This window comes from Streptomyces sp. A01 (genome assembly GCF_059026195.1).
On the sequence record NZ_JBWLKN010000007.1, the window covers coordinates 85,003 to 106,930 of the forward strand.

Genomic DNA, 21,928 nt, shown 5'->3' on the forward strand with positions numbered 1-21,928 from the left:
AGTACGTCTGCGTCGCGGTACGTCGGTGCACGCGCGGCAGCGCGCGTGTACCGGTTTCGCGCACCTCAGCGCGCGCTGTCAGTTCGCGCACGTCAGCGCGCGTGCGTCAGTTCACGAAAGCCAGCGCGGCACTCCGGCGCGGACCGCTGGAGAGCTGCCGAGCAACGCCCTGGGAGGGGACTGTGAACGATCCGGTTGTTGTCATCGGCGCCGGGCCCTACGGCCTGTCAACCGCCGCCCATCTGCGAGCGCGCGGGCTGCCGGTGCGCGTCTTCGGCATACCGATGGAGTGCTGGCGGACCGCGATGCCCGCCGGGATGCTGCTCAAGTCCACGCCGGCCGCCTCGTCCATCGACGCGCCGCAGCCCGGCCATCAGCTGCTCGACTACTGCCGCGCGGCAGGCGGACCGCGATACGAGACCGACTGGGACCTGATCCCGGTGGAGACCTTCACGCGGTACGGGCAGTGGTTCCAGGAACGGCTCCTGCCCGACCTGGAGCGGGTCCGGGTGATGTCCGTGGACCAGCGCGGGGCGGGCCGCGCCGGAAGCGCCGGGGTATCGGGAGTGGCGCGGGCGCCGTGGGCGCGGCGCGGCACGCGCCGGGGCGGCGCGGGAGCCGGGGGGCGGTTCGAGGTGAAGCTCGACTCGGGGGAGCAGTTCCAGGCGCGCGCCGTCGTGGTCGCCACAGGGCTGAGCGGCCTCGCCCAGCTGCCGCCGGAGCTGGCTGCCGCCCTGCCCGACGGGCCCTCGCCTACGGGGCCCGTATCGCACAGCTCGCAGCACAGCGACCTCGGCCGCTTCGCCGGGCGTGACGTGGTGGTCGTCGGGGCGGGCCAGTCGGCGCTGGAGAGCGCGGTGCTGCTGGCCGACGGCGGAGCCGCTTCCGTACGGGTCGTGGCACGCGGCAGGAACGCGGTGGCCTTCGGCGCGCCACCGGACCGGCAGCCCCGGCTGCGGCCCGCGTCCCCCTTCGGCCGCGCCTGGTCGCTGTATGCCCTCTCCTCGTACGCGGAGGGGTTCCGGCACCTGCCGCCGCCCGTGAGGCAGGCCCTCGTACGCAGGGTGCTGGGGCCGCTCGGCGCGTGGTGGCTGCGGGAGCGGTTCGAGGACCGGGTGCGGGTGACGGCGGGGCAGCGGATCACGGGGGCCCAGGTCGCGGACGGGCGCCCGGTGCTCACGCTCGCCGGGGGTGGCCGCACGGGCGTGGTGGAGGCGGACCATGTGCTGGCCGCGACCGGGTACCGGATGGATCTGGCCGCGCTCGGGTTCCTCAGCCATGAGGTGCGGGCCGGGGTGGCGTGCGGGGCCGGCGGGCCGAGGCTGGACGCCAGCTACGGCTCATCGGTGCCGGGCCTGTACTTCACGGGGATGGCCGCGGCGGCGTCCTTCGGTCCGGTGATGCGGTTCGTCTGCGGTACGGAGTACGCCTCGCGACGCCTGGCCGCGGCGGTGGCCCGCGGGTAGCCGAGCGGCCGGGTCGGCGGGCATGTCGGCGGCCGGGTCGGCGGCCAGGGCGGCGGTCAGGTCGGCGGGCGGCCGGGGGGCGCCGGTCGTCCGGCGGACGTGGAGCGGCAGTGGCAGGGGCAGGGGCAGGGTGGACCGGGACCCTCGCGGGGGTGGTGCGGAGCCTGCGCCGGGTCGCTGCTGAGCTGACGGTCGCGGGCCGGGGCCGGGGGGCGGCGCCGTGGCTGGATTCGGGGTCGGGGGTGGCAGAGACGTAGGTGACAGACATGACAGGTGTGCTGCGTTTGCCCGTGGTGCCGGGGGCGTCAGCGATGGCCGCCAGGGGCGGTGTTCGCTCTGTGTGAGCGGCAGCGCCTGGGCAATGACGTACATACCGGGGCGTAAGTCTGTCTGTGTGACGGTGGAGGCGGTTAATGATCAAGGAGCGCTGGAGGGCCGGGAAGGGGTCCCGGCCGGGAAGGCGCTCACGGTGATCGATAGCCGACCGGATACGCTGCCTTTTGGTGGAGACAGCGACACATCGACAATCCACGTGATCGTAGGCAGACAGGAGTACCTCTCGTGACCGTCGTCGGGCCCCTTGGGCTGACCGTGCGGGACCAGGCTCTGGAAGCTGACACCCAAGCCGGGTTGGCGGCCGTCGAGGAGGGCCTGTTCGCGGCCACCAAGAGCGACGTCCCGTTCATCAACGAAGCGGCACAGCACCTGGTGCGCGCGGGCGGCAAGCGATTCCGCCCGCTGCTGGTACTGCTCGCGGCGCAGTTCGGCGACCCGCACGCGCCCGGGATCGTGCCGTCGGCGGTCGTCGTCGAGCTGACGCACCTGGCGACGCTCTACCACGACGACGTGATGGACGAGGCGGACGTACGCCGTGGCGTGCCCAGCGCCAACTCCCGCTGGGGCAACTCCGTCGCCGTGCTGACCGGCGACTTCCTGTTCGCGCGCGCCTCGCACATCCTCGCCGACCTCGGGCCCGAGGCCGTCCGCATCCAGGCCGAGGCGTTCGAGCGCCTGGTGACCGGCCAGATCCTGGAGACGGCGGGGCCGCGCGACGGCCGCGACCCGATCGATCACTACCTGGACGTGATCGCGGGCAAGACGGGCTCGCTGATCGCCGTGTCCGGGCGGTTCGGCGCGATGATGGCCGGCGCCGACGAGAGCGTGGTCAGCATTCTCACGCAGTACTGCGAGCGGCTCGGCACGGCTTTCCAGCTCGCCGACGACGTCCTCGACATCGCCAGCGACTCGCGTGAGTCGGGCAAGACGCCGGGCACGGACCTGCGTGAGGGCATTCCGACCCTGCCGGTACTCCATTTGCGCGCGAGCGCGAAGGCGACCGGCTCGGCCGATGACCGCGAGCTGTGCGCGCTGCTCGACGGCGACCTGTCGGATGACGGTCGGCATGCCGAGGTGCTGCGGCGGCTTCGCGCCCACCCCGCCCTTGAGCAGGCGCGACGCGACACGGTCCGCTACGCCGCTGAGGCGCGGTCCATGCTGGCGCCGCTGCCGAGGGGCGCGGCGCGTACCGCGCTTGAGGGTCTGTGCGACGCCGTGGTGCACCGGGCGGGATGAGCCGCGGCCGCCCTCCGGAGGAGTTCCCGGTCGCGGCCACCGTCTTGCCCCGGTAACCCTGATCTTTCGGCGGCGGTGTCATCCCCGAGGGGTAGGGGGACTTGCTCCTGCGGGGGGACGCCAGGCGACGGCCCATTTGATGGGATGAACAGGCCACCGCACGGCGGATCGGGTGACAATGAACCCGAGGGTGGACGAGTGCGACGTTGATGACCGCCGGCCGACGACGGAGGTAGAGCACACATGGCACGTACCCGATCGACAGAGGCCACTGACGACTGGGATGAGGAGCGGCCCGCACGACGCCACAAGGCCGCTCGTTACGCCGTTCCGGTCGCCGTGGCCGGGGTGGCGGCGGCGACGATCGGGCTTGTCCCGGCGCTCGCCAGCTCCGGCGACCCCGACCTGCCGAAGATCTCGGCGGAAGAGCTGATAACGAAGATAGCCGAATCGGACACCCAGCAGCTCTCGGGATCGGTGAAGATCACGACGGACCTGGGTATCCCGGGTCTGCCGTCCGGCACCTCGCTGTCCGGGATGGGCGGCGGCCGGCAGGGCGGGGACGGCGAGGACGGCTCGTCCGCGGCGCCGGAGGCCAAGCTCACCGAGCTGGCATCCGGTTCGCACACGCTGCGGGTCGCGGTCGACGGCCCCCAGAAGCAGCGGGTCTCGATCATCGAGGACGCCGCCGAGTACAGCCTGATCCGCAACGCCGACCAGGTGTGGGCGTACGACAGCAGCAGCAACTCCGTGCACCACATGACCGCTCCCAAGGGCGCCGCCTCGGGCGACAAGGAGCGCGAGCACGCGGAGAAGCTGCCCAAGGACCTGCGCGACGCCACCCCGCAGGAGCTGGCCAAGAAGATCCTGGCCGGGGTGGACGACACCACGTCCGTCACGGTCGACGGCACGGCGAAGGTCGCCGGCCGGGACGCCTACCAGCTGAAGATCAAGCCCAAGGGCGACACCACGGTCGACGCGATCCGCATCGCGGTCGACGCGGACAACGGTGTGCCGCTGAAGTTCACCCTCTCTCCGAAGAGCGGCGACAAGGCGGCCATCGATGTCGGCTTCACCAAGGTGGACTTCGGCAAGCCGAAGGCGAGCACCTTCGACTTCACCCCGCCCAAGGGCGCCAAGGTGACCGAGCAGAAGGACCTCGACAAGAAGGCCGACGCGCGGTCGCACGAGGAACTGGGCGCGGGCGACCTGTCCGGGCTGAAGGTCATCGGCGAAGGCTGGAACTCGGTCGCCAAGGTCAAGCTCCCCGGCGGCGGCCTCGCCGCCGGAGGCGTCGGCGAGGAGCCGGCAGCTGCGGGGCAGTTCCTCGACAAGCTGGGTGACAAGGTCAAGGGCGACTTCGGCTCCGGCACGGTGTTCAGCACCCGCCTGGTCAACGTCCTGCTGACGGACGACGGCACGGCGTACATCGGCGCGGTCGGCAAGGACACGCTGATCGACGCCGCCAACGCGGGCAAGTAGGGCAGACGGGCAAGGGGCCCGGATCGCCAACTGCCGTACGGAAGTAGCCGGGGCCGTCGGAGCGACGGGTCTGGCAGGCGGTGGCGCGGCGCGAGCGGTGGAACGGCGGTACGCCGCCGCCCGCTCCGCCCGCCGCCCGCCGCCCGCTGCGGGCTCCCGGCCGTCCGGTGGTGAGTACACGAGTCCGTACGCACCGCCGGACGGCCTGACCGCACCCCGCCCGGCACGCCCCACGGCAGCGAGCGCTCCGGCCCACGCGGAATCCCGTTCACCGGACCGGCGGAGCCACACCGGGCAGGCGCATCCGGTGCCGCGGCCGGAGCGGGTGGCAAGCGGGTGAGGCCGGAGCGGGTGCGGCCGGCGGGGTCGCGAGGCGTCGGCGCAGCGGCGAGCGGCAGGGCCGCGGTCGAGGCTCAAGGGCAGCGGCGCGGCGGTACAGCAGAACTAACCTGTGGCCAACAGGTCACGCGGAGCGGCACGGAGCGGGGCAGCGGGGTTCGGGACCGGGATGACCGGGCAGCCGACTGTCCGACGAGCCAGATACGAAGGGGGAGCCTGTGGACGAGCCGTCCGCCGGAGCGACGCCCGCCGTGGAGACACGCGGGCTCACCAAGCGGTACCGGGGTGGGCAGCTCGCTGTGGACGGGCTCGACCTGATCGTGCCGCGCGGCAGCGTCTTCGGATTCCTCGGGCCCAACGGCTCGGGGAAGACGACGACCATCCGCATGCTGATGGGCCTGATCGAACCCACCTCCGGCGCCGCCCGGCTGCTCGGTTCGCCCATGCCGCGCGCCAGCCGCACGGTGCTGCCCAAGGTCGGCGCCCTGATCGAGGGCCCGGCGCTCTACGGATTCCTGACCGGCCGCGACAACCTCGTGCGCTACGACGCCGCCGACCCGACCGCCGACCCGCGCACCCGGGCCACCCGGGTCGCGGCGGCCTTGGACCGGGTGGGCCTCGGGGCCGCGTCGGGGAAGAAGGCCCGTGCCTACTCGCTGGGCATGAAGCAGCGCCTCGGCCTCGCCGCGGCGCTGCTCCAGCCGCGCGAACTCCTCGTCCTGGACGAGCCCACCAACGGACTCGACCCCCAGGGCATGCGGGAGATCCGCGCGCTGGTCCGCGAGTTGGCCGACGACGGCATCACCGTCTTCCTCTCCTCCCACCTCCTCGACGAGATCGAACAGGTGTGCAGCCATGTGGCCGTGATGGCGCAGGGCCGCCTCATCACCCAGGGCACGGTCGCCGATCTCGCGGCGGAGGCGCGGGGACGACTGGCCGTCACCACACCCGACACGGCGGACGCCGTCCGCATTCTCAAGGAGTACGGCGTGACCGACCTTGTCGTCGCCGATGACCGGATCACCGGTGAACTGCCGACCACGCAGCCTCCCGAGGACGATCCGCTCGATCTCGCCGACCTGAACGCCGCACTCGTCCAGGCCGATGTGCGCGTACGGGCCTTCGGCGCCGAACGGGCCTCGCTGGAGGACGCGTTCGTCGCGCTGACGGGGGAGGGCTTCGATGTCGCGGGCTGAGCTGTCCCCAGCCGAACCGCCGCACGGCGGATCGGCTCACGGAGCGCCAGGGGCTGACCCCGCGGAGCAGCGTGCGCCGGGTGGCCACGGTGCGCGGTCGGCCGAGCCCTCTCGACGGGTGGCCGGGTACGGCGCGGCGGAGCAGGAGGGCCGTGCCGTGGCGCCCCGGGGCGGGGGAGCGGCCGCCGTGCCGCGTCAGCCCAACCCGCTCTGGTCGCTGGCTCTCTTCCGCAGCGAACTGGGCACGACCTTCCGTCGCTGGCGGACCATCGCCCTGCTCGCCGTGCTCGCGGCGGTGCCGATACTGGTCGGCATCGCGGTGAAGATCGAGACGAGCGGTGGCGGGACGATCGGTGACGGCGGTGGTGGGGAGAACGGCGAAGGCCCGGCTTTCCTCACGCAGATCACCAACAACGGCATCTTCCTGGTGTTCGCCTCCCTCGCCGCGACACTGCCCGTCTTCCTCCCGATGGCGATCGGTGTCATAGCCGGTGACTCCATCGCGGGCGAGGCCAGCGCGGGAACGCTGCGCTACCTCCTGGTCGCCCCCGCCGGACGCACCCGGCTGCTGCTCGCCAAGTACGCCGCGACCCTCGTGTTCTGCCTGGCTGCCACGCTGGCGGTGGCCGCCATGGCCTTGGGGGTCGGAGCGCTGCTCTTCCCTCTCGGCGACGTCACGCTGATCTCCGGGACCAGGATCTCCTTCGGCGAAGGCCTGCTACGGGCGCTCGCCGTCGCGGGTGTGGTCGCGCTGTCCCTCCTCGGGATGGCGGCGATCGGGATCTTCATCTCGACGCTCAGCAACAGCGGCATCGCTGCCATGGCGGCCACCGTGGGGCTGCTGATCACCGTGCAGATCCTGGACAGCATCCCGCAGCTGCACGTGATCCACCCGTATCTCTTCTCCCACTACTGGCTGAGCTTCGCCGACCTGCTGCGTGATCCGGTGATCTGGGACGACATCGTCAAGAACATCGGGCTCCAGGGGCTGTACACGGCGGTGTTCGGGTCGGCGGCCTGGGCCCGGTTCACCGCACGCGACATCACGGCGTAGGTCACGCGCGCCGGGCCCGGCGCGCAGCGGGGCCCGCTGCTTCGGCCCGCACCCGGCCCGCCGCTCCCGAGAGGGGGGCGGCGGGCCGGGGCAGTGGCGGCAGGGGTTCAGCCGCCACACGGTACGCGCGGCTGCGGTGGGCCGGTCATCGGCCGTACGCAGCGTGGTGACACGGTCAGAACGTGAGCTTCCAGCTGTCGATGTAGCCGGTGTCCTGCGGGCCGACGTCCTGGACGCGGAGCTTCCAGCTGCCGTTGGCGGGCTCGCTGGACGCGTCGACGGTGTAGGTGGCGATGACGTTGTCCGCCGAGTCCGAGTTGGAGCCCTTGAGCCGGTAGGCGGAGCCGTCGGGTGCGACCAGGTCGAGGATCAGGTCGCCCCGGTAGCTGTGCTTGATGTCGACGCCGACCTTGAGCGCCGACGGGGCGTTCCCGGTGCGGCCGGTGATGGTGACCGCCGAGGTCACCGCTGAGCTGTTGTCCGGGATCGCGACGTCGTCGGTGTTCTCGTAGACGTCGCCGGTGGGCGGCGGTGTGTCGCCCGCGGCCAGCGTCCATATCGCGTGCGCTATGGCGTCGCTGTTCCGGTCGAGAGCGGTGTCGTTGATGTTGGAGGTCGTGTCGCAGGAGGAGTGGTAGCAGCGGTCGAACGCCTGGCCCGCCGTCCCTCCCCACTTCTGCGCCTGGGCCGACGTCTTGGTGCGGCTGGCGCCCGTGAACAGCCCGCCGACCGGTATCCCGACGTTCTTGAAGGAGGCGTGGTCGGATCGGCCGTCGCCCTCGGTCTCGATCTCCGTGGGCACTCCCTTGCCCGCGAACCAGTTCTTGAACACCGACTCCAGCTGCGGGTTGTCGTCGTAGACGAAGTAACCGGGGTTGGGGGAGCCGATCATGTCGAAGTTCAGGTACCCGTCGAACTTCGCCCGCTCGGTGCTCGGCAGGTTGTTCACGTAGTACTTGGACCCGAGGAGCCCCAGCTCCTCCGCGCCCCACCAGCCGAAGCGCAGGTGCTTTGTCGGCTTCAGCCCTTCGCGGGAAACGGCCAGCGCGGTTTCCAGGACGGCGGCCGAGCCACTGCCGTTGTCGTTGATGCCGGGGCCTGAGCTGACGGAGTCCAGGTGGGCGCCCGCCATCAGCACATTCTGCGGGTCGCCGCCGGGCCAGTCGGCTATCAGGTTGTAGCCGGTGGCGCCGCTGGCGGTGAACTGCTGGACGGTCGTGGTGTATCCGGCCGCGTCCAGCTTGGCCTTGATGTGGTCGATCGACGCACGGTAGCCGGGGCGGCCGTGGGCGCGGTTGCCGCCGTTGTTGCTGGCTATCGTCTGGAGCTGGCTCAGGTGTCCCTTGACGTTGGCGAGGGGGATGTCAGGGGCGGCGAGCAGGGGAGCCGACGAGGCCGGTGCCGTGGACTGGGCATCACGCGGGGCGGACGTGGCTGCCGAGGTGGCGGGGGCGGCGGCGATGAGTCCGGCGACGGCCCCGACCGCGATGGTCGCGGTCGTGGCCCGGCGCAGCCAGGATCTTCGGGAGCGGGAGGAGGTGCGACGAGCGGTGTCTGACGACATGCGAGGCTCCAGATTCCGAACGAACAGGATGAAAAGAACAGTTCGCCCAGCGAAATCCGTGCGAAACGCGCACGAGAGGCGAGGGGGGAGCTAGTTGACGCGAGCATGATGTTCTGGCTCTCGCTCTGTCGCAGTCAAGATGGAAACCGGACACCGCGCGCCGGATATCGACCTCTGGGGCTCAGGCGGGCAGCCGGGCGAGGAAGGCGACGCCGCCCGTGGCGCCCTTGCCGGGCGAGACCATCACGCGCACGGAGCCGGCGTCGCGCGCCGTGAGGTGCAGAAGCGTCCGCTGCGTGGCGCGCTCCGTACAGGGGGTTTCGCGGGTCTCCTGGACGCCTCCCGCCGACGCGGTGACGTTCACCGTGCCCGAACCCAGGCAGATGGTCTCGACGACGACTTGCTGGCCGGGCGTGACCACGCCATCGACGGCGGCGCGGGTGCGCTGTGAGGCGCGGCCGCTGCCATCCAGGAGGTGCGTCCCGTCCATCGCGAGACGCGGAAGGCTCTCGGCCGCCTCCTCGACCAGCGTTTGCTCGCGCTTCTCCTTTGCGGACCCGGAACCCGTTTCCCCGCCTGAACTCACGCTGGCTGCCCCTGCGATGAGGAGCGCGGCAGCTACGCCCGCCAATGCCGCCGTCTTCATTCGTGACGTGAGGACGCTCTTCATCGACTGCCCCCTTCGAATGCCGTCGCCACGATCATTCCGCCCAGGGGGCGATCAAATCCTGATTTGAGGGAGCCCAGAGGTTGTCCCGGGCGCTGGTGCCGGAGCCGCGTCAGGAGTCGCGTGGAGTGGGCTCAGGGGCGGTCGGCGCACACGGAATTCCTTGCCCCCCGGTCGGTCACGACGGCCCACTCCGTGCCCGAACCCGGCCACCCGGTGGTGCGCCGCCGCCCCCGTTCTCCTCCGGCCGTGCCACTTCAGCGCCGCGCTGCTCCGGCGCGGTGTGCGGATCACGGGCGGCCGGTTCTTTCCGGTCTTTACCTCTGCGACGCCTTGGAGGAGGCGCGGCGGCCGAGGCCCGCGCCGCTCATCTCGTCGACTGTGTCTTCGGGATGCCGGACGGCGATCAGGTCCCGCCAAGCCCCGCGGCCCGCGCACACCAGAGGTGCGTCAGCGGGGTGCGGAGCCGGCCCCCGTGCCGTCCGCGGGCGCCGCGGGAACCGGCCCCGGCGCTGCCGTCGTGAGGACGGCCGCCGCCTCGTCGGCCCGTTGTGCCGCTGCCCGCAGCGCGGTGCGGGACTTGTTCGCGGTGCGTAGCGCGTCCCAGGTCAGCAGGGCCAGGGCGAGCCATACGAGAGTGAAGCCCGCCCACCGCTCCGGCGGCATCTCCTCGTGGAAGACGACGAGCCCAAGGGCGAACTGGAAGGTCGGCGCGATGTACTGCAGCATCCCGATCATCGACAGCGGCAGCCGTACGGCCGACGCGCCGAAGCAGATCAGCGGCAGCGCGGTGATGAAACCGCAGCCCGCGAGCAGCAGCGCGTGGCCGGCGCCGTCGGTCGTGAACGTACTGTCGCCGCGCGCGCCGAGAAAGACCAGAAAGCCGAGCGCGGGCACGAACTGCATTCCGGTCTCGGCCGCGAGCGACTCAAGACCGCCCAGCCCGACGTGCTTCTTGATCAGGCCGTATGTCCCGAAGGAGAAGGCCAGGGTGAGCGCGATCCACGGCAGCTTGCCGTAGCCGATGGCCAGCACGATCACCGCGACGACACCGACCCCGACCGCCACCCACTGCACGGGGCGCAGCCGTTCCCGCAGCAGCAGGACTCCGAAGCCAATGCTGACCAGCGGGTTGATGAAGTAGCCAAGAGCCGTCTCGACGATGTGGCCGGAGTTCACACCCCAGATGTAGACGCCCCAGTTGACGGAGATGACGGCCGTGGCGACGGCGATGAGGCCGAGCCGTTTGGGCTGCCGCAGCAGCGGCCGTATCCACGCCCAGCGGCGCATGACGGCCAGGATGAGCACGATGGCGACCAGCGACCACACCATGCGGTGGGCAAGGATCTCGACGGCACCGGTGGGTTCGAGAAGCGGCCAGTAGAGCGGGAAGAGTCCCCACATCCCGTAGGCGGCGAAGCCAAAAGCAAGGCCCGTGCGCTTCTCATTGGGCGAGTCCAACGCTTCCCCCCGATCCAGCGGTGATGCGTCGACGGTAGCGCCGCCCATGCCCGCCTGTCATTCGCGTTCCGCGATACGGTCATGACAGGCGGAGCGTCGGCCGCCCTGCCGGACTCGCCGGGCCGTTCACCGGCTCCCGGCCCGCCCACCGGCTCCCTCGCGCCGCCGCGGTGCGCCCGCAGGCCCGGGGGGAATCCGCGCACCCGGCCTCCGCATCAGGTCAGAGGGGTTTCAGCGCCGCCGCGATGGCTTCGGAGACGGGCGTGGTGGGGCGGCCGATGAGGTGGCTGAGGTCCCCGGAGGTGCCCGCCAGCAGCCCGCGCTCGACGGCGGCGTCGACATCGACGAGGATCGCCGCGAACGACTCCGGTACGCCCGCGCCCACCAGGATCTGCTGATGCCGCGCGGCGGGCACGGAGGAGTGGACGACCGGCTTGCCGGACTGGGCGGCGACCTCGGCCGCGTACGCGTCGAGGCTCCAGGCGACATCGCCGCTCAGCTCGTACGCGGCTCCCTCATGGCCCTCGCCGGTGAGGACGGCCACGGCCGCGGCCGCGAAGTCGGCGCGGGCGGCGGAGGCGATCCGCCCCTGGCCCGCGCTGCTGATGACGGCTCCGTGCTCAAGGACAGGGGCCAGGTGCTCGGTGTAGTTCTCGTGGTACCAGCCGTTGCGCAGGAAGGTGTACGGCAGCCCGGAGTCGACAATCGCCCGCTCGGTCGCCTTGTGCTCGTCGGCGAGCAGGAAATCGGCGTCTGGTCCGCCCAGCACTCCGGTGTACGCGAGCAGCGCGACACCGGCCGCCTTGGCGGCGTCGATGACAGCCTGGTGCTGCGGCACCCGCTGACCCACCTCGTTGCCGGAGATCAGCAGCACCTTGTCGCCCGCGTGGAACGCGCCCTCCAGCGTGTGCGGCTGGCTGTAGTCGGCTACGCGCAGCTCGACGCCGCGTTCCGCGAGGTCGGCGGCCTTGTCCGCATCGCGTACGACGGCGGCTGTCCGGCCACTGGGGAGCTGCCCTGCGGCGACCTTTTCCAGCAGGCCGTCGATGACGTGGCGGCCGAGCCGGCCGGTGGCTCCGGTGACGACGATCATGTCTGGTTCTCCTTGTTCGGTGAGGTGCGGAGCCACTCTATTTCGGTAACTTACTTATCGAAAGTACCCACTTTGAAGTAAGGTACCGACCTTCAGGGAAGTGGTGGTGAACATGCAGGACGGCAATGGCGGCCCGCTGGGCGTGCCCGACGTGAACGTGCCGATGTGCCCGTCACGGGCGGTGCTTGAGCACGTCACCAGCCGCTGGGGTGTGCTCGTGCTCGCGGCGCTGCTTGAGCGCACGTACCGCTTCAGCGAACTGCGCCGCCGGGTCGGCGGCGTCAGCGAGAAGATGCTCGCCCAGACGCTGCAGACACTGGAGCGCGACGGTTTCGTACACCGTGAGGTGTATCCGGTGATCCCGCCGCATGTGGAGTACTCGCTGACCGCGCTCGGCGAGGAGGCCGGCCGTCAGGTGTGGGAGCTGGCGCGCTGGACGGAGAAGCGGATGGCCCAGGTGATGGCCTCGCGCGAACGGTACGACGCGGAGAAGGCCGCGGCGGGAACAGCGGCGGTGGAACGGGCCGGAGCGGGGCAGACCCAGGCCGGGAAGGCACGGGCGGCGCGGACCGGTACGGGGAAGGCTGACGCGTCCGGCGGCGGTGCGGGCAGGACCGGCGCGGTGGCGACCGGCGCGGGGCGCGGCACCACAAGGTGAGCCGCCCCCGGTGAGCCTCTCGGCGGCCACTTCGGCGTCAGCGGCGGCAACCGTTCGGCACCGGCGGCGACGCGGCCCGGGCCTGAGGTTCTCAGGTCCGGGCCGCCGCGTCGTGGGCCGTCACACCGGGCTTCGGCGCTGCGGCCGAGGGGCCATGGCCGAGGGTCCACAGCCGACCGCCGGCGCGTGGGTCGCCGGCGGTCCGGACAGCTGGTGTGTCAGCTCTGGTGTGTCAGCTGGGGATGGTCCAGGTGTCGTTGCCGTGGAGGAGGGTGGTGAGGTCGCCCTTGCCCTGCTGGGTGATGGCGTGGTCGAGCTGGTCGCTCATCTGCTCGTCGTAGACGGGGCGCTCGACGCTGCGCAGGACGCCGATGGGCGTTTGGTGGAGGGTGTCGGGGTCGGCCAGGCGCGAGAGGGCGAAGGCGGTGGTGGGCGAGGCCGCGTGGGCGTCGTGGATCAGGACGCCGGCTTCGTTGTCCTCGGTGACCTCGATGACGCGCAGGTCGCCGGTGGCGGGGTCGCGGGTCACGCCCTTGGAGCCGACGCCGTCGGCGGTGGGGGCGCCGAAGCGGATGGGCCGGCCGTGTTCGAGGCGGATGACCGCTTCCTGGGCCTGGGTCTTGTCCTTGAGGGCTTCGAAGGCGCCGTCGTTGAAGATGTTGCAGTTCTGGTAGATCTCCACCAGGGCGGTGCCGGGGTGGGCGGCGGCCTGACGCAGGACCGAGGTCAGGTGCTGACGGTCGGAGTCGATGGTGCGGGCGACGAAGGAGGCTTCGGCGCCGATCGCCAGGCTGATGGGGTTGAACGGGGCGTCCAGGGAGCCCATCGGCGTCGACTTGGTGATCTTCCCGACTTCGGAGGTCGGGGAGTACTGGCCTTTCGTGAGCCCGTAGATGCGGTTGTTGAACAACAGGATCTTCAGGTTCACGTTGCGGCGCAGAGCGTGGATGAGGTGGTTGCCGCCGATGGACAGGGCGTCGCCGTCGCCCGTGACCACCCAGACGCTCAGGTCGCGGCGGGAGGTCGCCAGGCCGGTGGCGATGGCGGGGGCACGGCCGTGGATGGAGTGCATCCCGTAGGTGTTCATGTAGTACGGGAAGCGGGAGGAGCAGCCGATGCCGGAGACGAAGACGATGTTCTCTCGGGCGAGGCCGAGTTCGGGCATGAAGCCCTGGACGGCGGCCAGGACGGCGTAGTCCCCGCAGCCGGGGCACCAGCGGACTTCCTGGTCGGACTTGAAGTCCTTCATCGACTGCTTGCCCTCGGCCTTGGGAACCAGGGCCAGGGCCGGCAGGCGGCTGGGGCCGGGCTGGTGGGTGGCCGTGTCAGTCATCGATGGTCTCCTTCAGGGCCTGGGCGAGGTCTTCGGCTTTGAAGGGCATGCCGTTGACCTGAGTGTGGGAGCGGGCGTCGATGGCGTATTTCGCGCGGATGAGGGTGGCGAGCTGGCCCAGGTTCATCTCCGGCACCACCACCTTCTCGTACGCCCCGAGGAGTCGGCCGGTGTTCGCGGGGAAGGGGTTGAGGTGGCGCAGGTGCGCGTGGGCGATGGACAGCCCCTCGGCGCGCAGGCGGCGTACGGCGGCCGCGATCGGCCCGTAGGTCGAGCCCCAGCCCAGGACCAGGGTCCGGGCACTGCCGGAGGGGTCGTCGGCGGTGAGGTCGGGGACGGTGATCTGGTCGATCTTGGCCTGGCGGGTGCGGACCATGTGCTCGTGGTTGGCCGGGTCGTAGGAGATGTTGCCCGTGCCGTCCTGTTTCTCGATCCCGCCGATGCGGTGCTCCAGTCCCGGGGTGCCCGGCACCGCCCACGGCCGCGCCAGGGTCTGCGGGTCCCGCTTGTAGGGCCAGAAGACCTCGGTGCCGTCGGGGAGCTGGTGGTTGGGGCCCGACGCGAAGCGCACCCGCAGGTCGGGCAGGTGTGCGGGGTCGGGGACCCGCCAGGGTTCGGAGCCGTTGGCGAGGTAGCCGTCGGAGAGCAGGAAGACCGGGGTGCGGTACGTCAGGGCGATGCGGGCGGCTTCCAGGGCGGCGGTGAAGCAGTCCGCCGGTGTCGCCGGGGCCACGATGGGGACCGGGGCCTCGCCGTTGCGCCCGTACATGGCTTGCAGGAGGTCGGCCTGCTCGGTCTTGGTCGGCAGCCCTGTGGAGGGCCCGCCGCGCTGGATGTCGATGACCAGCAAAGGCAGTTCGAGGGAGACCGCGAGACCGATCGTCTCCGACTTCAGGGCCACCCCAGGACCGGAGGTGGTCGTCACGCCCAGGGAGCCGCCGAACGCGGCGCCGAGGGCGGCACCGATCCCGGCGATCTCGTCCTCGGCCTGGAAGGTGCGCACACCGAAGTTCTTGTGCTTCGACAGCTCGTGGAGGATGTCGGAGGCCGGGGTGATCGGGTAGGAGCCCAGATACAGGGGCAGGTCGGCCTGGACGGAGGCGGCGACCAGCCCGTAGGACAGGGCCAGGTTCCCGGAGATGTTGCGGTAGGTGCCGGGGCTGAACGCGGCGGAGGCCGGGGCGACCTCGTAGGAGACGGCGAAGTCCTCCGTGGTCTCCCCGTAGTTCCAGCCCGCCCGGAACGCGGCCACATTCGCCTCGGCGAGCTGGGGTTTCTTCGCGAACTTCTTCCGCAGGAACGCTTCGGTGCCCTCGGTCGGCCGGTGGTACATCCACGACAGCAGGCCCAGCGCGAACATGTTCTTGCTGCGCTCGGATTCCTTGCGGGTCAGCCCGAATTCCTTCAGCGCCTCGACCGTCAGCGTGGTCAGCGGGACGGGATGGACGTGGAAGGCCCGGAGGGAGTCGTCATCCAGGGGGCTGGTCGTATAGCCGACCTTCGCCATCGGGCGTTTGGTGAACTCGTCGGTGTTCACGATGATCAGCGCGCCGTGCGGGACATCGGCGATGTTGGCTTTCAACGCCGCGGGATTCATCGCGACCAGCACATCGGGGGCGTCACCCGGCGTGAGAATGTCGTGGTCAGCGAAATGCAACTGGAACGAGGAGACTCCCGGCAGCGTTCCTGCGGGAGCCCTGATCTCCGCCGGGAAATTCGGCAACGTCGACAAATCATTCCCGAATGACGCCGTCTCCGAAGTAAACCGGTCACCCGTCAACTGCATGCCATCACCCGAATCACCCGCAAAACGGATAATGACCCGGTCCAGCTGACGGACTTCCTTGTCTTCGCCGTGCTTCCGCTGGCCCCCGACGAGCGCTGGCTCGTCCTGTGTCTCAGCGGATTCGGCCTGCTCGGCATCGTCGGCCTGCTTGGCCGTGCTACTGACCTGGCTGGTCACTGCTTCGGACCTCCTTCGAGGCGGCGGCTCGCGACGGGCTGGTTGCGCCGGGAGTCACCCCCCGGGCCCCGGGCGTTGCCAATCGTTGTCCCTTATCCATCGTACGTGGGTAAGGGTCGCCTTTTCGGGGCAGATCACATCGTGGACGGTGGCGCATGCCACTCCTATGGCGCGGTTTGCCATAGTTTGCCCGCCCCCTCGCGCCCTCTCTCGCGTAAAGCTCCCCGTCACGGTCTTTCGTTGTACGACTCGCTCGCGCCGGTGGCCCCCCATTCCCGTACGAACGCGGCTGGCTGCCGGGTGTCAGGACTTGAGGTGCGTGAGCACGGCGAGTACGCGCCGGTGGTCCCCATCGCTCGGCGACAGGCCCAGTTTCAGGAAAATGTTGCTGACGTGTTTTTCCACCGCGCCATCACTCACCACCAGCTGGCGCGCGATAGCGGAATTCGTGCGTCCCTCGGCCATAAGACCTAGGACCTCCCGCTCGCGAGGCGTGAGCCCGGCCAGCACATCCTGTTTCCGGCTGCGGCCCAGCAGCTGCGCGACAACCTCGGGGTCGAGGGCGGTTCCGCCCTCGGCGACCCGGACCACCGCGTCCACGAATTCACGCACTTCGGCTACCCGGTCCTTCAGGAGATAGCCGACGCCCCGGCTGCTTCCGGCCAGCAGCTCGGTCGCGTACTGCTCCTCCACGTACTGCGACAGCACCAGCACGCCCAGGTCCGGGTGATCGCGCCGCAGTCGCACAGCCGCCCGTACGCCCTCGTCGGTGTGCGTGGGAGGCATCCGTACGTCAGCGACCACCACATCCGGCAGCCTGCCCTCGGCGGCCAGCTCCGCGACCGACTTGAGCAGGGCTTCCGCGTCGCCCACCCCGGCGACAACCTCATGGCCGCGGTCGGTCAGCAGCCGGGTCAGGCCCTCCCGAAGCAGCACTGAGTCCTCGGCGATGACCACCCGCACCCTGTCCTCCACACACTTGAGCCCCCCGGCAACGACACGTCCGTCACAGCATCTCAGCAAACGGCAGCGGAGCGGTGTGCTCCGGTGCCGTTTGCCGATATCTAGGGGGCTGGATTCCTGCCGAGGGACGCGTGGCGCGCGGGGGAGGGGGCGGGCAGGGGCGCGGCAGACGTGGCCAAGGGGCGCCGGCGCACGCGGCAGGGGTGGGGCGGCAGCGGCACGGCCGACGGGCGTACGGGGCAGCCACGGCGCTTCAGGGGGCGCGGCGGGGCGCGTCAGCGGCGCCAGGGCAGCTCGGCCGTGATCGCGGTGGGTCCACCGGCCGGGGAGTAGACCACGAGCAGCCCGTCCACCGCGTCCAGCCGCTCCGCGAGACCGGCGAGGCCGGTGCCGGCCCCTGTCCCCGCGCCTCCCTGGCCGTCATCGGTGACCTGGAGCATCAGCCGGTTGTCGGCGCGCCAGACATCGACACCCGCTGTCCGCGCGCGGCTGTGCTTGCTGATGTTCTGCAGCAGCTCGGAGACGGTGAAATAGGCGATGCCCTCGATGGCGGGCGCCGGGCGCTCGGTGAGGTCCACGATGACCTTGACCGGAACGGTGCAGCGCGCCGCCAGGGCGGAGAGCGCCGGGCCGAGTCCGCGGTCGGTGAGGATCGCCGGGTGGATGCCGCGGGCGAGGTCGCGCAGCTCCTGGAGGGCGATCTTCACTTCGCCGTGTGCCTCGTCGACCATCTTGGCCGCGGCTTCGGGGTCCTCGGTGAGCTTTTCCTTGGCGAGGCCGAGGTCCATGGCGAGGGCGACGAGCCGGGCCTGGGCCCCGTCGTGCAGGTCGCGTTCGATGCGGCGCAGATCGGCGGCGGCGGTGTCGACGACCGTCCCCCGGTCCGTCTCCAGCTCGGTGACCCGGGTCGCCAGCTGCGAGGGGCCGAGAAGGCCCGACACCATCAGCCGGTCCACGTGTGTCATGCCCCGGACCAGCCACGGGCTCGCCAGGACGACCAGCAGGCCGGTCGTGGCGACGGCGGCGATCTCGAAGGGTGTGTCGAGGTAGAAGTTGTTCCCCGAGCCGTCCCCCCAGAGCTGCATGCCCGGCATGTCGCCGTACTTCGGGTACGTCCACTGCCACAACGGATACGTCAGCAGGGTCCAGCCGCAAGAAAAGATCACCACCGCCGTGGTGAAGGAGACAAGCGACCATGGCAGGAGCAGAAACATGTAGATCATGTGCCGCCAGGACGCGCCGTCCTTGAGCATCGCCCCGATCCAGCCCATCAGCCCGTGCTTGTCCGTACGCAGGCGTACGGGGCTGGGGCTCTCGACATTCCAGCGGAGCAGCGCGCGGGCCCGCCCGCGTTCCACGACTCCGAGCCCCCGCGCCCCGGCGAGCATGGCGGCCAGGACCGGCACACCGAGGAAGGTGACCAGCAACCCGACGCCGAGCGAGAACATCGTGACCGCGTAGGTGAACGTGATGACGGCGACCGGCAGGTTGAGGAGGAGGTACAGCAACTCTCGCCAGGTGCGGCCCTCAACCGGGGCTCGCAGTGCCACAGGCAGCCAGCGGCCGCGGGGCTCAGTTCCGTATGCGGTGGCCATCTTTGTCCGTCCTCCGGTCCTTCGTTCACGCGGGGCGGCGTTCACGTTGTCGCGAGTGCCGCCGGGCACCTCGCGTCTGGTGCTTGAAGTGCGCTTGGGGTGCGCTTGGAGTGCTGCGAGTGCTCTGAGTGCTGGGGGCGCTTGACAGCTTTTCTCGTTGTTCTCGCCGTCTCGTTGTTCTCGTTTGTCCTCGTTGTTCTCGTCGTCTCGGCGTTTGCCGGTGCCTGAATGAGGGGCTTGCCCTCTGGTGAGCTCAAGGCTGTCCGATGGGGCGCGGCCGGGCCATGGAGGCGGTCGGTCATTCGAGCAGGGGGTTTTCCCTACCTGGCACGGCGTGCTGGCGCCACCCTGGCCTGCTCGCGCGGGCTTGCCCCGGGCTTGCGCCGGGCGGTCACGTGCGGGTTGCCCTGCCAGGCGGGGCCGCCCGGCAGGGCTCCGCATGGCCCCGTGGGCCGCGGTGGGTGGCGAGCGGACAGGCTCGTACGGCAGCTCGTACGCAGCCCGTACGGCAGCTCGTACGGCTCGTACGGCGTGCGCGGTTGGGCGTTATGCGGCCCGTAGGGCTGGCGTGGCCGTTGTGGCCGGTGTGTTCGTACGGCCGGTCTGTCCGTACGTCGGCCGGGCGCGCCTCACATGCTGGTGCGGTGGCGCCAGGGCAGCTCGGCGGTGATCGTTGTGGGCCCGCCGACCGGGGAGTCGATGAGGAACAAGCCGTCGACGGAGCCGAGGCGCTCGGCGAGACCGGCCAGCCCCCCGCCGCTCGTGTCGGCGCCGCCCTGACCGTCGTCCCGCACCTGGATGAGCAGTCGCGTCTCCGTACGCCACAGCTCCACCGACGCCGTCCGTGCGCGGCTGTGCTTGCTGACGTTCTGCAGCAGTTCGGAGACGGTGAAGTACGCGATGCCCTCGATGGCGGGCGCCGGGCGCTCCGTGAAGTCGACCGAGACCTTGACCGGAACGGTGCAGCGGGTGGCCACGGAGGACAGCGCGGCGTCCAGGCCGCGGTCGGTCAGCACGGCCGGGTGGATGCCGCGGGCGAGGTCGCGCAGCTCCTGGAGGGCGATCTTCACTTCGCCGTGTGCCTCGTCGACCATCTTGGCCGCCGCGTCCGGGTCCTCCAGCAGCTTCTCCTTGGCCAGGCCGAGCCCCATGGCGAGGGCGACGAGCCGGGCCTGGGCGCCGTCGTGCAGGTCGCGTTCGATGCGGCGCAGGTCGGCGGCGGCGGTGTCGACGACCGCCCCCCGGTCCGATTCGAGCTCGGCGATGCGCTGTTCCAGCTCGTCGGACGGCGACAGCAGGCCGCGCACCATCGCCCGGTCGACGTTCGTCAGACCTCGCACGACCCAAGGCAGGACCGGCCAGGCGACGAACAGGCCGGTCAAGGTGACGCCGAAGGTGACGACGTCCCAGGGCAGCCGGATGAGGCAGTAGAGCGTGTGCCGCCAGCCCACCGGGTCCTTCAGGCTCGTCCACAGCCAGGGGAAGAAACCGCCGCCCGGGCGGTGCCTGAGGCGACTCGGCTCGTCGACGCGCAAGCGGAGCAGCGCCCGGGCGCGGGCCCGTTCGAACTTGCCGATCAGCCGGCTGCCCATCAGGCCGAGCGCCAGCATGGGCAGGCCGATGACCGTGATCGACAGTCCGGCTCCCGTGAAGAACCAGAACGAGACATAGATAAAAGCGGCGATTCCGACCGGCAGGTTGGAGAGCAGATACGCGATCTCGCGCCAGGTCTGGGCGGGGAAGGCGAAGGCCGGGGGGTTGGGCAGCTGCTCCTCGGCGGTGTCGGCGGACGTGGCGCCGAACACATTCGCACGGGATTCGGCCGGTGATCTGACGGTCATGCTCCTAAGACTGCCGGGTTGAGTCCCCGAAACACCATGGGGGAAGTCGGTGCGACGAACTGGGGATAACCCCACTTCGCGGCGGACAGGCTGGTCACCGGGGTCCGCGCAGGGCCTAGACTCCCGTGCGTACGGATCGTCGAAGGGCGAAAACCGGCAAATACCGGCGATAAGCGGGACAGTGGGAGAGGGAGCGAGGGGCGGACGTGCCGAACGCGTCGTACGTGCCGAATGTGACGGACGTGCCGGAGGCGACAACCGTGCCCAGGACCAGCGCTCCCGTCCAGCTCGCGGCCGACTACTTCGACGGCTATTCGGTCGTCGGCCTGCTGATGGTCCTCGGCCTCCTCTTCGTCGCCGTGGCCTTCGTGGGCGGCCGACTGCTGCGGCCCATGGTCCCGACACGCGAAAAAATGCTGACGTACGAATGTGGCGTGGACCCGGTGGGCGAGGGCTGGGCGCACACCCAGATCCGCTACTACGTGTATGCCTTCCTCTACGTGATCTTCGCGGTTGACTCGATCTTTCTCTTCCCCTGGGCGACGGTCTTCGCTGAACCTGGCTTCGGCGGCACCACCCTGGTGGAAATGTTCGTCTTCCTCGGATTTCTCACCGTAGGCCTGTTGTACGCATGGAAGAAGGGCGTCCTCGAATGGACGTGACCCCCCGGACGAACCCCGTGGACCTCCCCGAGCCCACGGTGGCACCGCCGGCCAACGACCGCGGCAAACTCGGCGTGCTCTCCCGGCTGGCCCCCGAACCGATGAAGGTCGTCCTGAACTGGGGCCGCCGGTACAGCCTGTGGGTCTTCAACTTCGGCCTCGCCTGCTGTGCCATCGAGTTCATCGCCGCCTCGATGGCACGCCACGACTTCATCCGGCTCGGCGTGATCCCCTTCGCGCCGGGGCCGCGCCAGGCGGACCTCATGATCGTCTCCGGCACGGTCACGGACAAGATGGCCCCGGCCGTGAAGCGCCTGTACGAGCAGATGCCCGAGCCGAAGTACGTCATCTCCTTCGGCGCCTGCTCCAACTGCGGCGGCCCGTACTGGGACTCGTACGCGGTGACCAAGGGCGTCGACCAGATCATCCCCGTCGACGTCTACGTGCCCGGCTGCCCGCCCCGCCCGGAGGCGCTGCTCCAGGGCATCATCAAGCTCCAGGAGAAGATCGCGCACGAGTCGCTGTCCGAGCGCTACGGACCCGCCCAGGCCCGCCCCGCGGTGCCTGCGGCTGCTCCTTCGGGGCCGGGCGCCTCAGCTGCCGCACTGCGCAGCGGGCTGGTCCAGCCGCCGCAGCCGTCCGAGCCGCCCCGCGCGCCGGGGGAGGACGCCTGATGAGCACCCCCCAGGAACCGGCTGAGGGTGCCGAGCCCGTGGCACCCGGCGAGCCGGCCGAGCCCGCGCGGCCTGCGCGATCCACGCCGCCCACCCCGTCCAGCCCGTCCAGCCCGTCCACGCCGCGTACCGGGGCCACACCGGCTGCCCGGCGCACACGATCCACGCCGCCTTCTGGAGACCCGTCCGCTGGCGCTGGCGCGTCGGCTGGGGAGCCTGGTGCACCGGCTGAAGCGGTCGCGCCGCCTACTGGAGACCCGTCCGCTGGCGACCAGTCCGCTGGAAACCCGGCGCCGTCCGCTGGAGACCAGCCGTCCGGTGATCAGCCGTCCGGCGACGGGACCG

The 21,928-nt window shown here is 70.7% G+C and carries 16 protein-coding genes and 1 pseudogene; 8 read left to right on the forward strand and 9 right to left on the reverse strand.

Annotated elements, in window-relative coordinates:
• The first annotated feature begins 182 nt into the window (after nucleotides 1–182).
• The 5 genes from AC5P1B_RS11435 to AC5P1B_RS11455 all read left to right on the forward strand — a co-directional run bounded on the left by AC5P1B_RS11435 (nucleotide 183) and on the right by AC5P1B_RS11455 (nucleotide 7,109).
• Nucleotides 183–1,466 carry an FAD-dependent oxidoreductase gene (locus tag AC5P1B_RS11435; protein WP_493886707.1) on the forward strand — a complete coding sequence of 428 codons (1,284 nt, stop codon included), beginning with the start codon at nucleotides 183–185 and terminating at the stop codon, nucleotides 1,464–1,466.
• A 561-nt stretch (nucleotides 1,467–2,027) separates the two neighbouring features.
• Nucleotides 2,028–3,038 carry a polyprenyl synthetase family protein gene (locus AC5P1B_RS11440; protein WP_493886708.1) on the forward strand — a complete coding sequence of 337 codons (1,011 nt, stop codon included), beginning with the start codon at nucleotides 2,028–2,030 and terminating at the stop codon, nucleotides 3,036–3,038.
• A gap of 243 nt (nucleotides 3,039–3,281) precedes the next feature.
• On the forward strand, nucleotides 3,282–4,520 hold the full coding sequence (locus tag AC5P1B_RS11445; RefSeq protein WP_493886709.1) for a LolA family protein: 1,239 nt from the start codon (nucleotides 3,282–3,284) through the stop codon (nucleotides 4,518–4,520).
• Between the two features lie 557 nt (nucleotides 4,521–5,077).
• A complete protein-coding gene (locus AC5P1B_RS11450) occupies nucleotides 5,078–6,055 on the forward strand; it encodes an ABC transporter ATP-binding protein (RefSeq protein ID WP_493886710.1) in 978 nt (325 codons plus the stop codon).
• Complete coding sequence (locus AC5P1B_RS11455) at nucleotides 6,042–7,109, forward strand: ABC transporter permease (protein ID WP_493886711.1); 1,068 nt, start codon at nucleotides 6,042–6,044, stop codon at nucleotides 7,107–7,109. Before AC5P1B_RS11450 ends, AC5P1B_RS11455 begins: the two co-directional genes overlap by 14 nt.
• A 175-nt stretch (nucleotides 7,110–7,284) precedes the next feature.
• Here AC5P1B_RS11455 and AC5P1B_RS11460 read toward each other — a convergent pair whose 3' ends face one another.
• The 4 genes from AC5P1B_RS11460 to AC5P1B_RS11475 form a co-directional block, all read right to left on the reverse strand.
• Nucleotides 7,285–8,673, reverse strand: coding sequence for a M28 family metallopeptidase (locus AC5P1B_RS11460; protein ID WP_493886712.1), 1,389 nt, complete (start codon nucleotides 8,671–8,673; stop codon nucleotides 7,285–7,287).
• A gap of 181 nt (nucleotides 8,674–8,854) precedes the next feature.
• Nucleotides 8,855–9,259, reverse strand: coding sequence for a hypothetical protein (locus AC5P1B_RS11465; RefSeq protein WP_493886713.1), 405 nt, complete (start codon nucleotides 9,257–9,259; stop codon nucleotides 8,855–8,857).
• A 531-nt stretch (nucleotides 9,260–9,790) separates the two neighbouring features.
• Nucleotides 9,791–10,744 carry an EamA family transporter RarD gene (gene rarD, locus AC5P1B_RS11470; protein ID WP_493887002.1) on the reverse strand — a complete coding sequence of 318 codons (954 nt, stop codon included), beginning with the start codon at nucleotides 10,742–10,744 and terminating at the stop codon, nucleotides 9,791–9,793.
• Nucleotides 10,745–11,021: 277 nt separating this feature from the next.
• The gene (locus AC5P1B_RS11475) at nucleotides 11,022–11,894 is read right to left on the reverse strand and encodes an SDR family oxidoreductase (RefSeq protein WP_493886714.1); all 873 of its coding nucleotides are present in this window, start codon (nucleotides 11,892–11,894) and stop codon (nucleotides 11,022–11,024) included.
• Nucleotides 11,895–12,006: 112 nt separating this feature from the next.
• On the opposite strand from AC5P1B_RS11475, the pseudogene AC5P1B_RS11480 reads away from it, so the two are divergent.
• A pseudogene (locus AC5P1B_RS11480) lies at nucleotides 12,007–12,399 on the forward strand (winged helix-turn-helix transcriptional regulator); the annotation flags it as partial.
• Between the two features lie 385 nt (nucleotides 12,400–12,784).
• Here the strand turns inward: AC5P1B_RS11480 and AC5P1B_RS11485 are convergent.
• From AC5P1B_RS11485 to AC5P1B_RS11505, 5 genes are all read right to left on the reverse strand, one after another.
• Nucleotides 12,785–13,885 carry a 2-oxoacid:ferredoxin oxidoreductase subunit beta gene (locus AC5P1B_RS11485; protein ID WP_493886716.1) on the reverse strand — a complete coding sequence of 367 codons (1,101 nt, stop codon included), beginning with the start codon at nucleotides 13,883–13,885 and terminating at the stop codon, nucleotides 12,785–12,787.
• Nucleotides 13,878–15,848, reverse strand: coding sequence for a 2-oxoacid:acceptor oxidoreductase subunit alpha (locus AC5P1B_RS11490; RefSeq protein WP_493886717.1), 1,971 nt, complete (start codon nucleotides 15,846–15,848; stop codon nucleotides 13,878–13,880). Before AC5P1B_RS11490 ends, AC5P1B_RS11485 begins: the two co-directional genes overlap by 8 nt.
• A 303-nt stretch (nucleotides 15,849–16,151) precedes the next feature.
• Complete coding sequence (locus AC5P1B_RS11495) at nucleotides 16,152–16,811, reverse strand: response regulator (RefSeq protein ID WP_493887003.1); 660 nt, start codon at nucleotides 16,809–16,811, stop codon at nucleotides 16,152–16,154.
• A 275-nt stretch (nucleotides 16,812–17,086) separates the two neighbouring features.
• The gene (locus AC5P1B_RS11500) at nucleotides 17,087–18,406 is read right to left on the reverse strand and encodes a sensor histidine kinase (RefSeq protein ID WP_493886718.1); all 1,320 of its coding nucleotides are present in this window, start codon (nucleotides 18,404–18,406) and stop codon (nucleotides 17,087–17,089) included.
• A gap of 629 nt (nucleotides 18,407–19,035) precedes the next feature.
• Nucleotides 19,036–20,247, reverse strand: a complete 1,212-nt coding sequence (locus AC5P1B_RS11505; RefSeq protein ID WP_493886720.1) for a sensor histidine kinase — start codon at nucleotides 20,245–20,247, stop codon at nucleotides 19,036–19,038.
• A 242-nt stretch (nucleotides 20,248–20,489) separates the two neighbouring features.
• On the opposite strand from AC5P1B_RS11505, the gene AC5P1B_RS11510 reads away from it, so the two are divergent.
• Both AC5P1B_RS11510 and AC5P1B_RS11515 read left to right on the forward strand, forming a co-directional pair.
• Entirely contained in the window at nucleotides 20,490–20,909 is a 420-nt protein-coding gene (locus AC5P1B_RS11510) for an NADH-quinone oxidoreductase subunit A (protein ID WP_493887004.1), read from the forward strand.
• Nucleotides 20,900–21,583 carry an NADH-quinone oxidoreductase subunit B gene (locus AC5P1B_RS11515; RefSeq protein WP_493886722.1) on the forward strand — a complete coding sequence of 228 codons (684 nt, stop codon included), beginning with the start codon at nucleotides 20,900–20,902 and terminating at the stop codon, nucleotides 21,581–21,583. Before AC5P1B_RS11510 ends, AC5P1B_RS11515 begins: the two co-directional genes overlap by 10 nt.
• The last annotated feature ends 345 nt before the right edge of the window (nucleotides 21,584–21,928 follow it).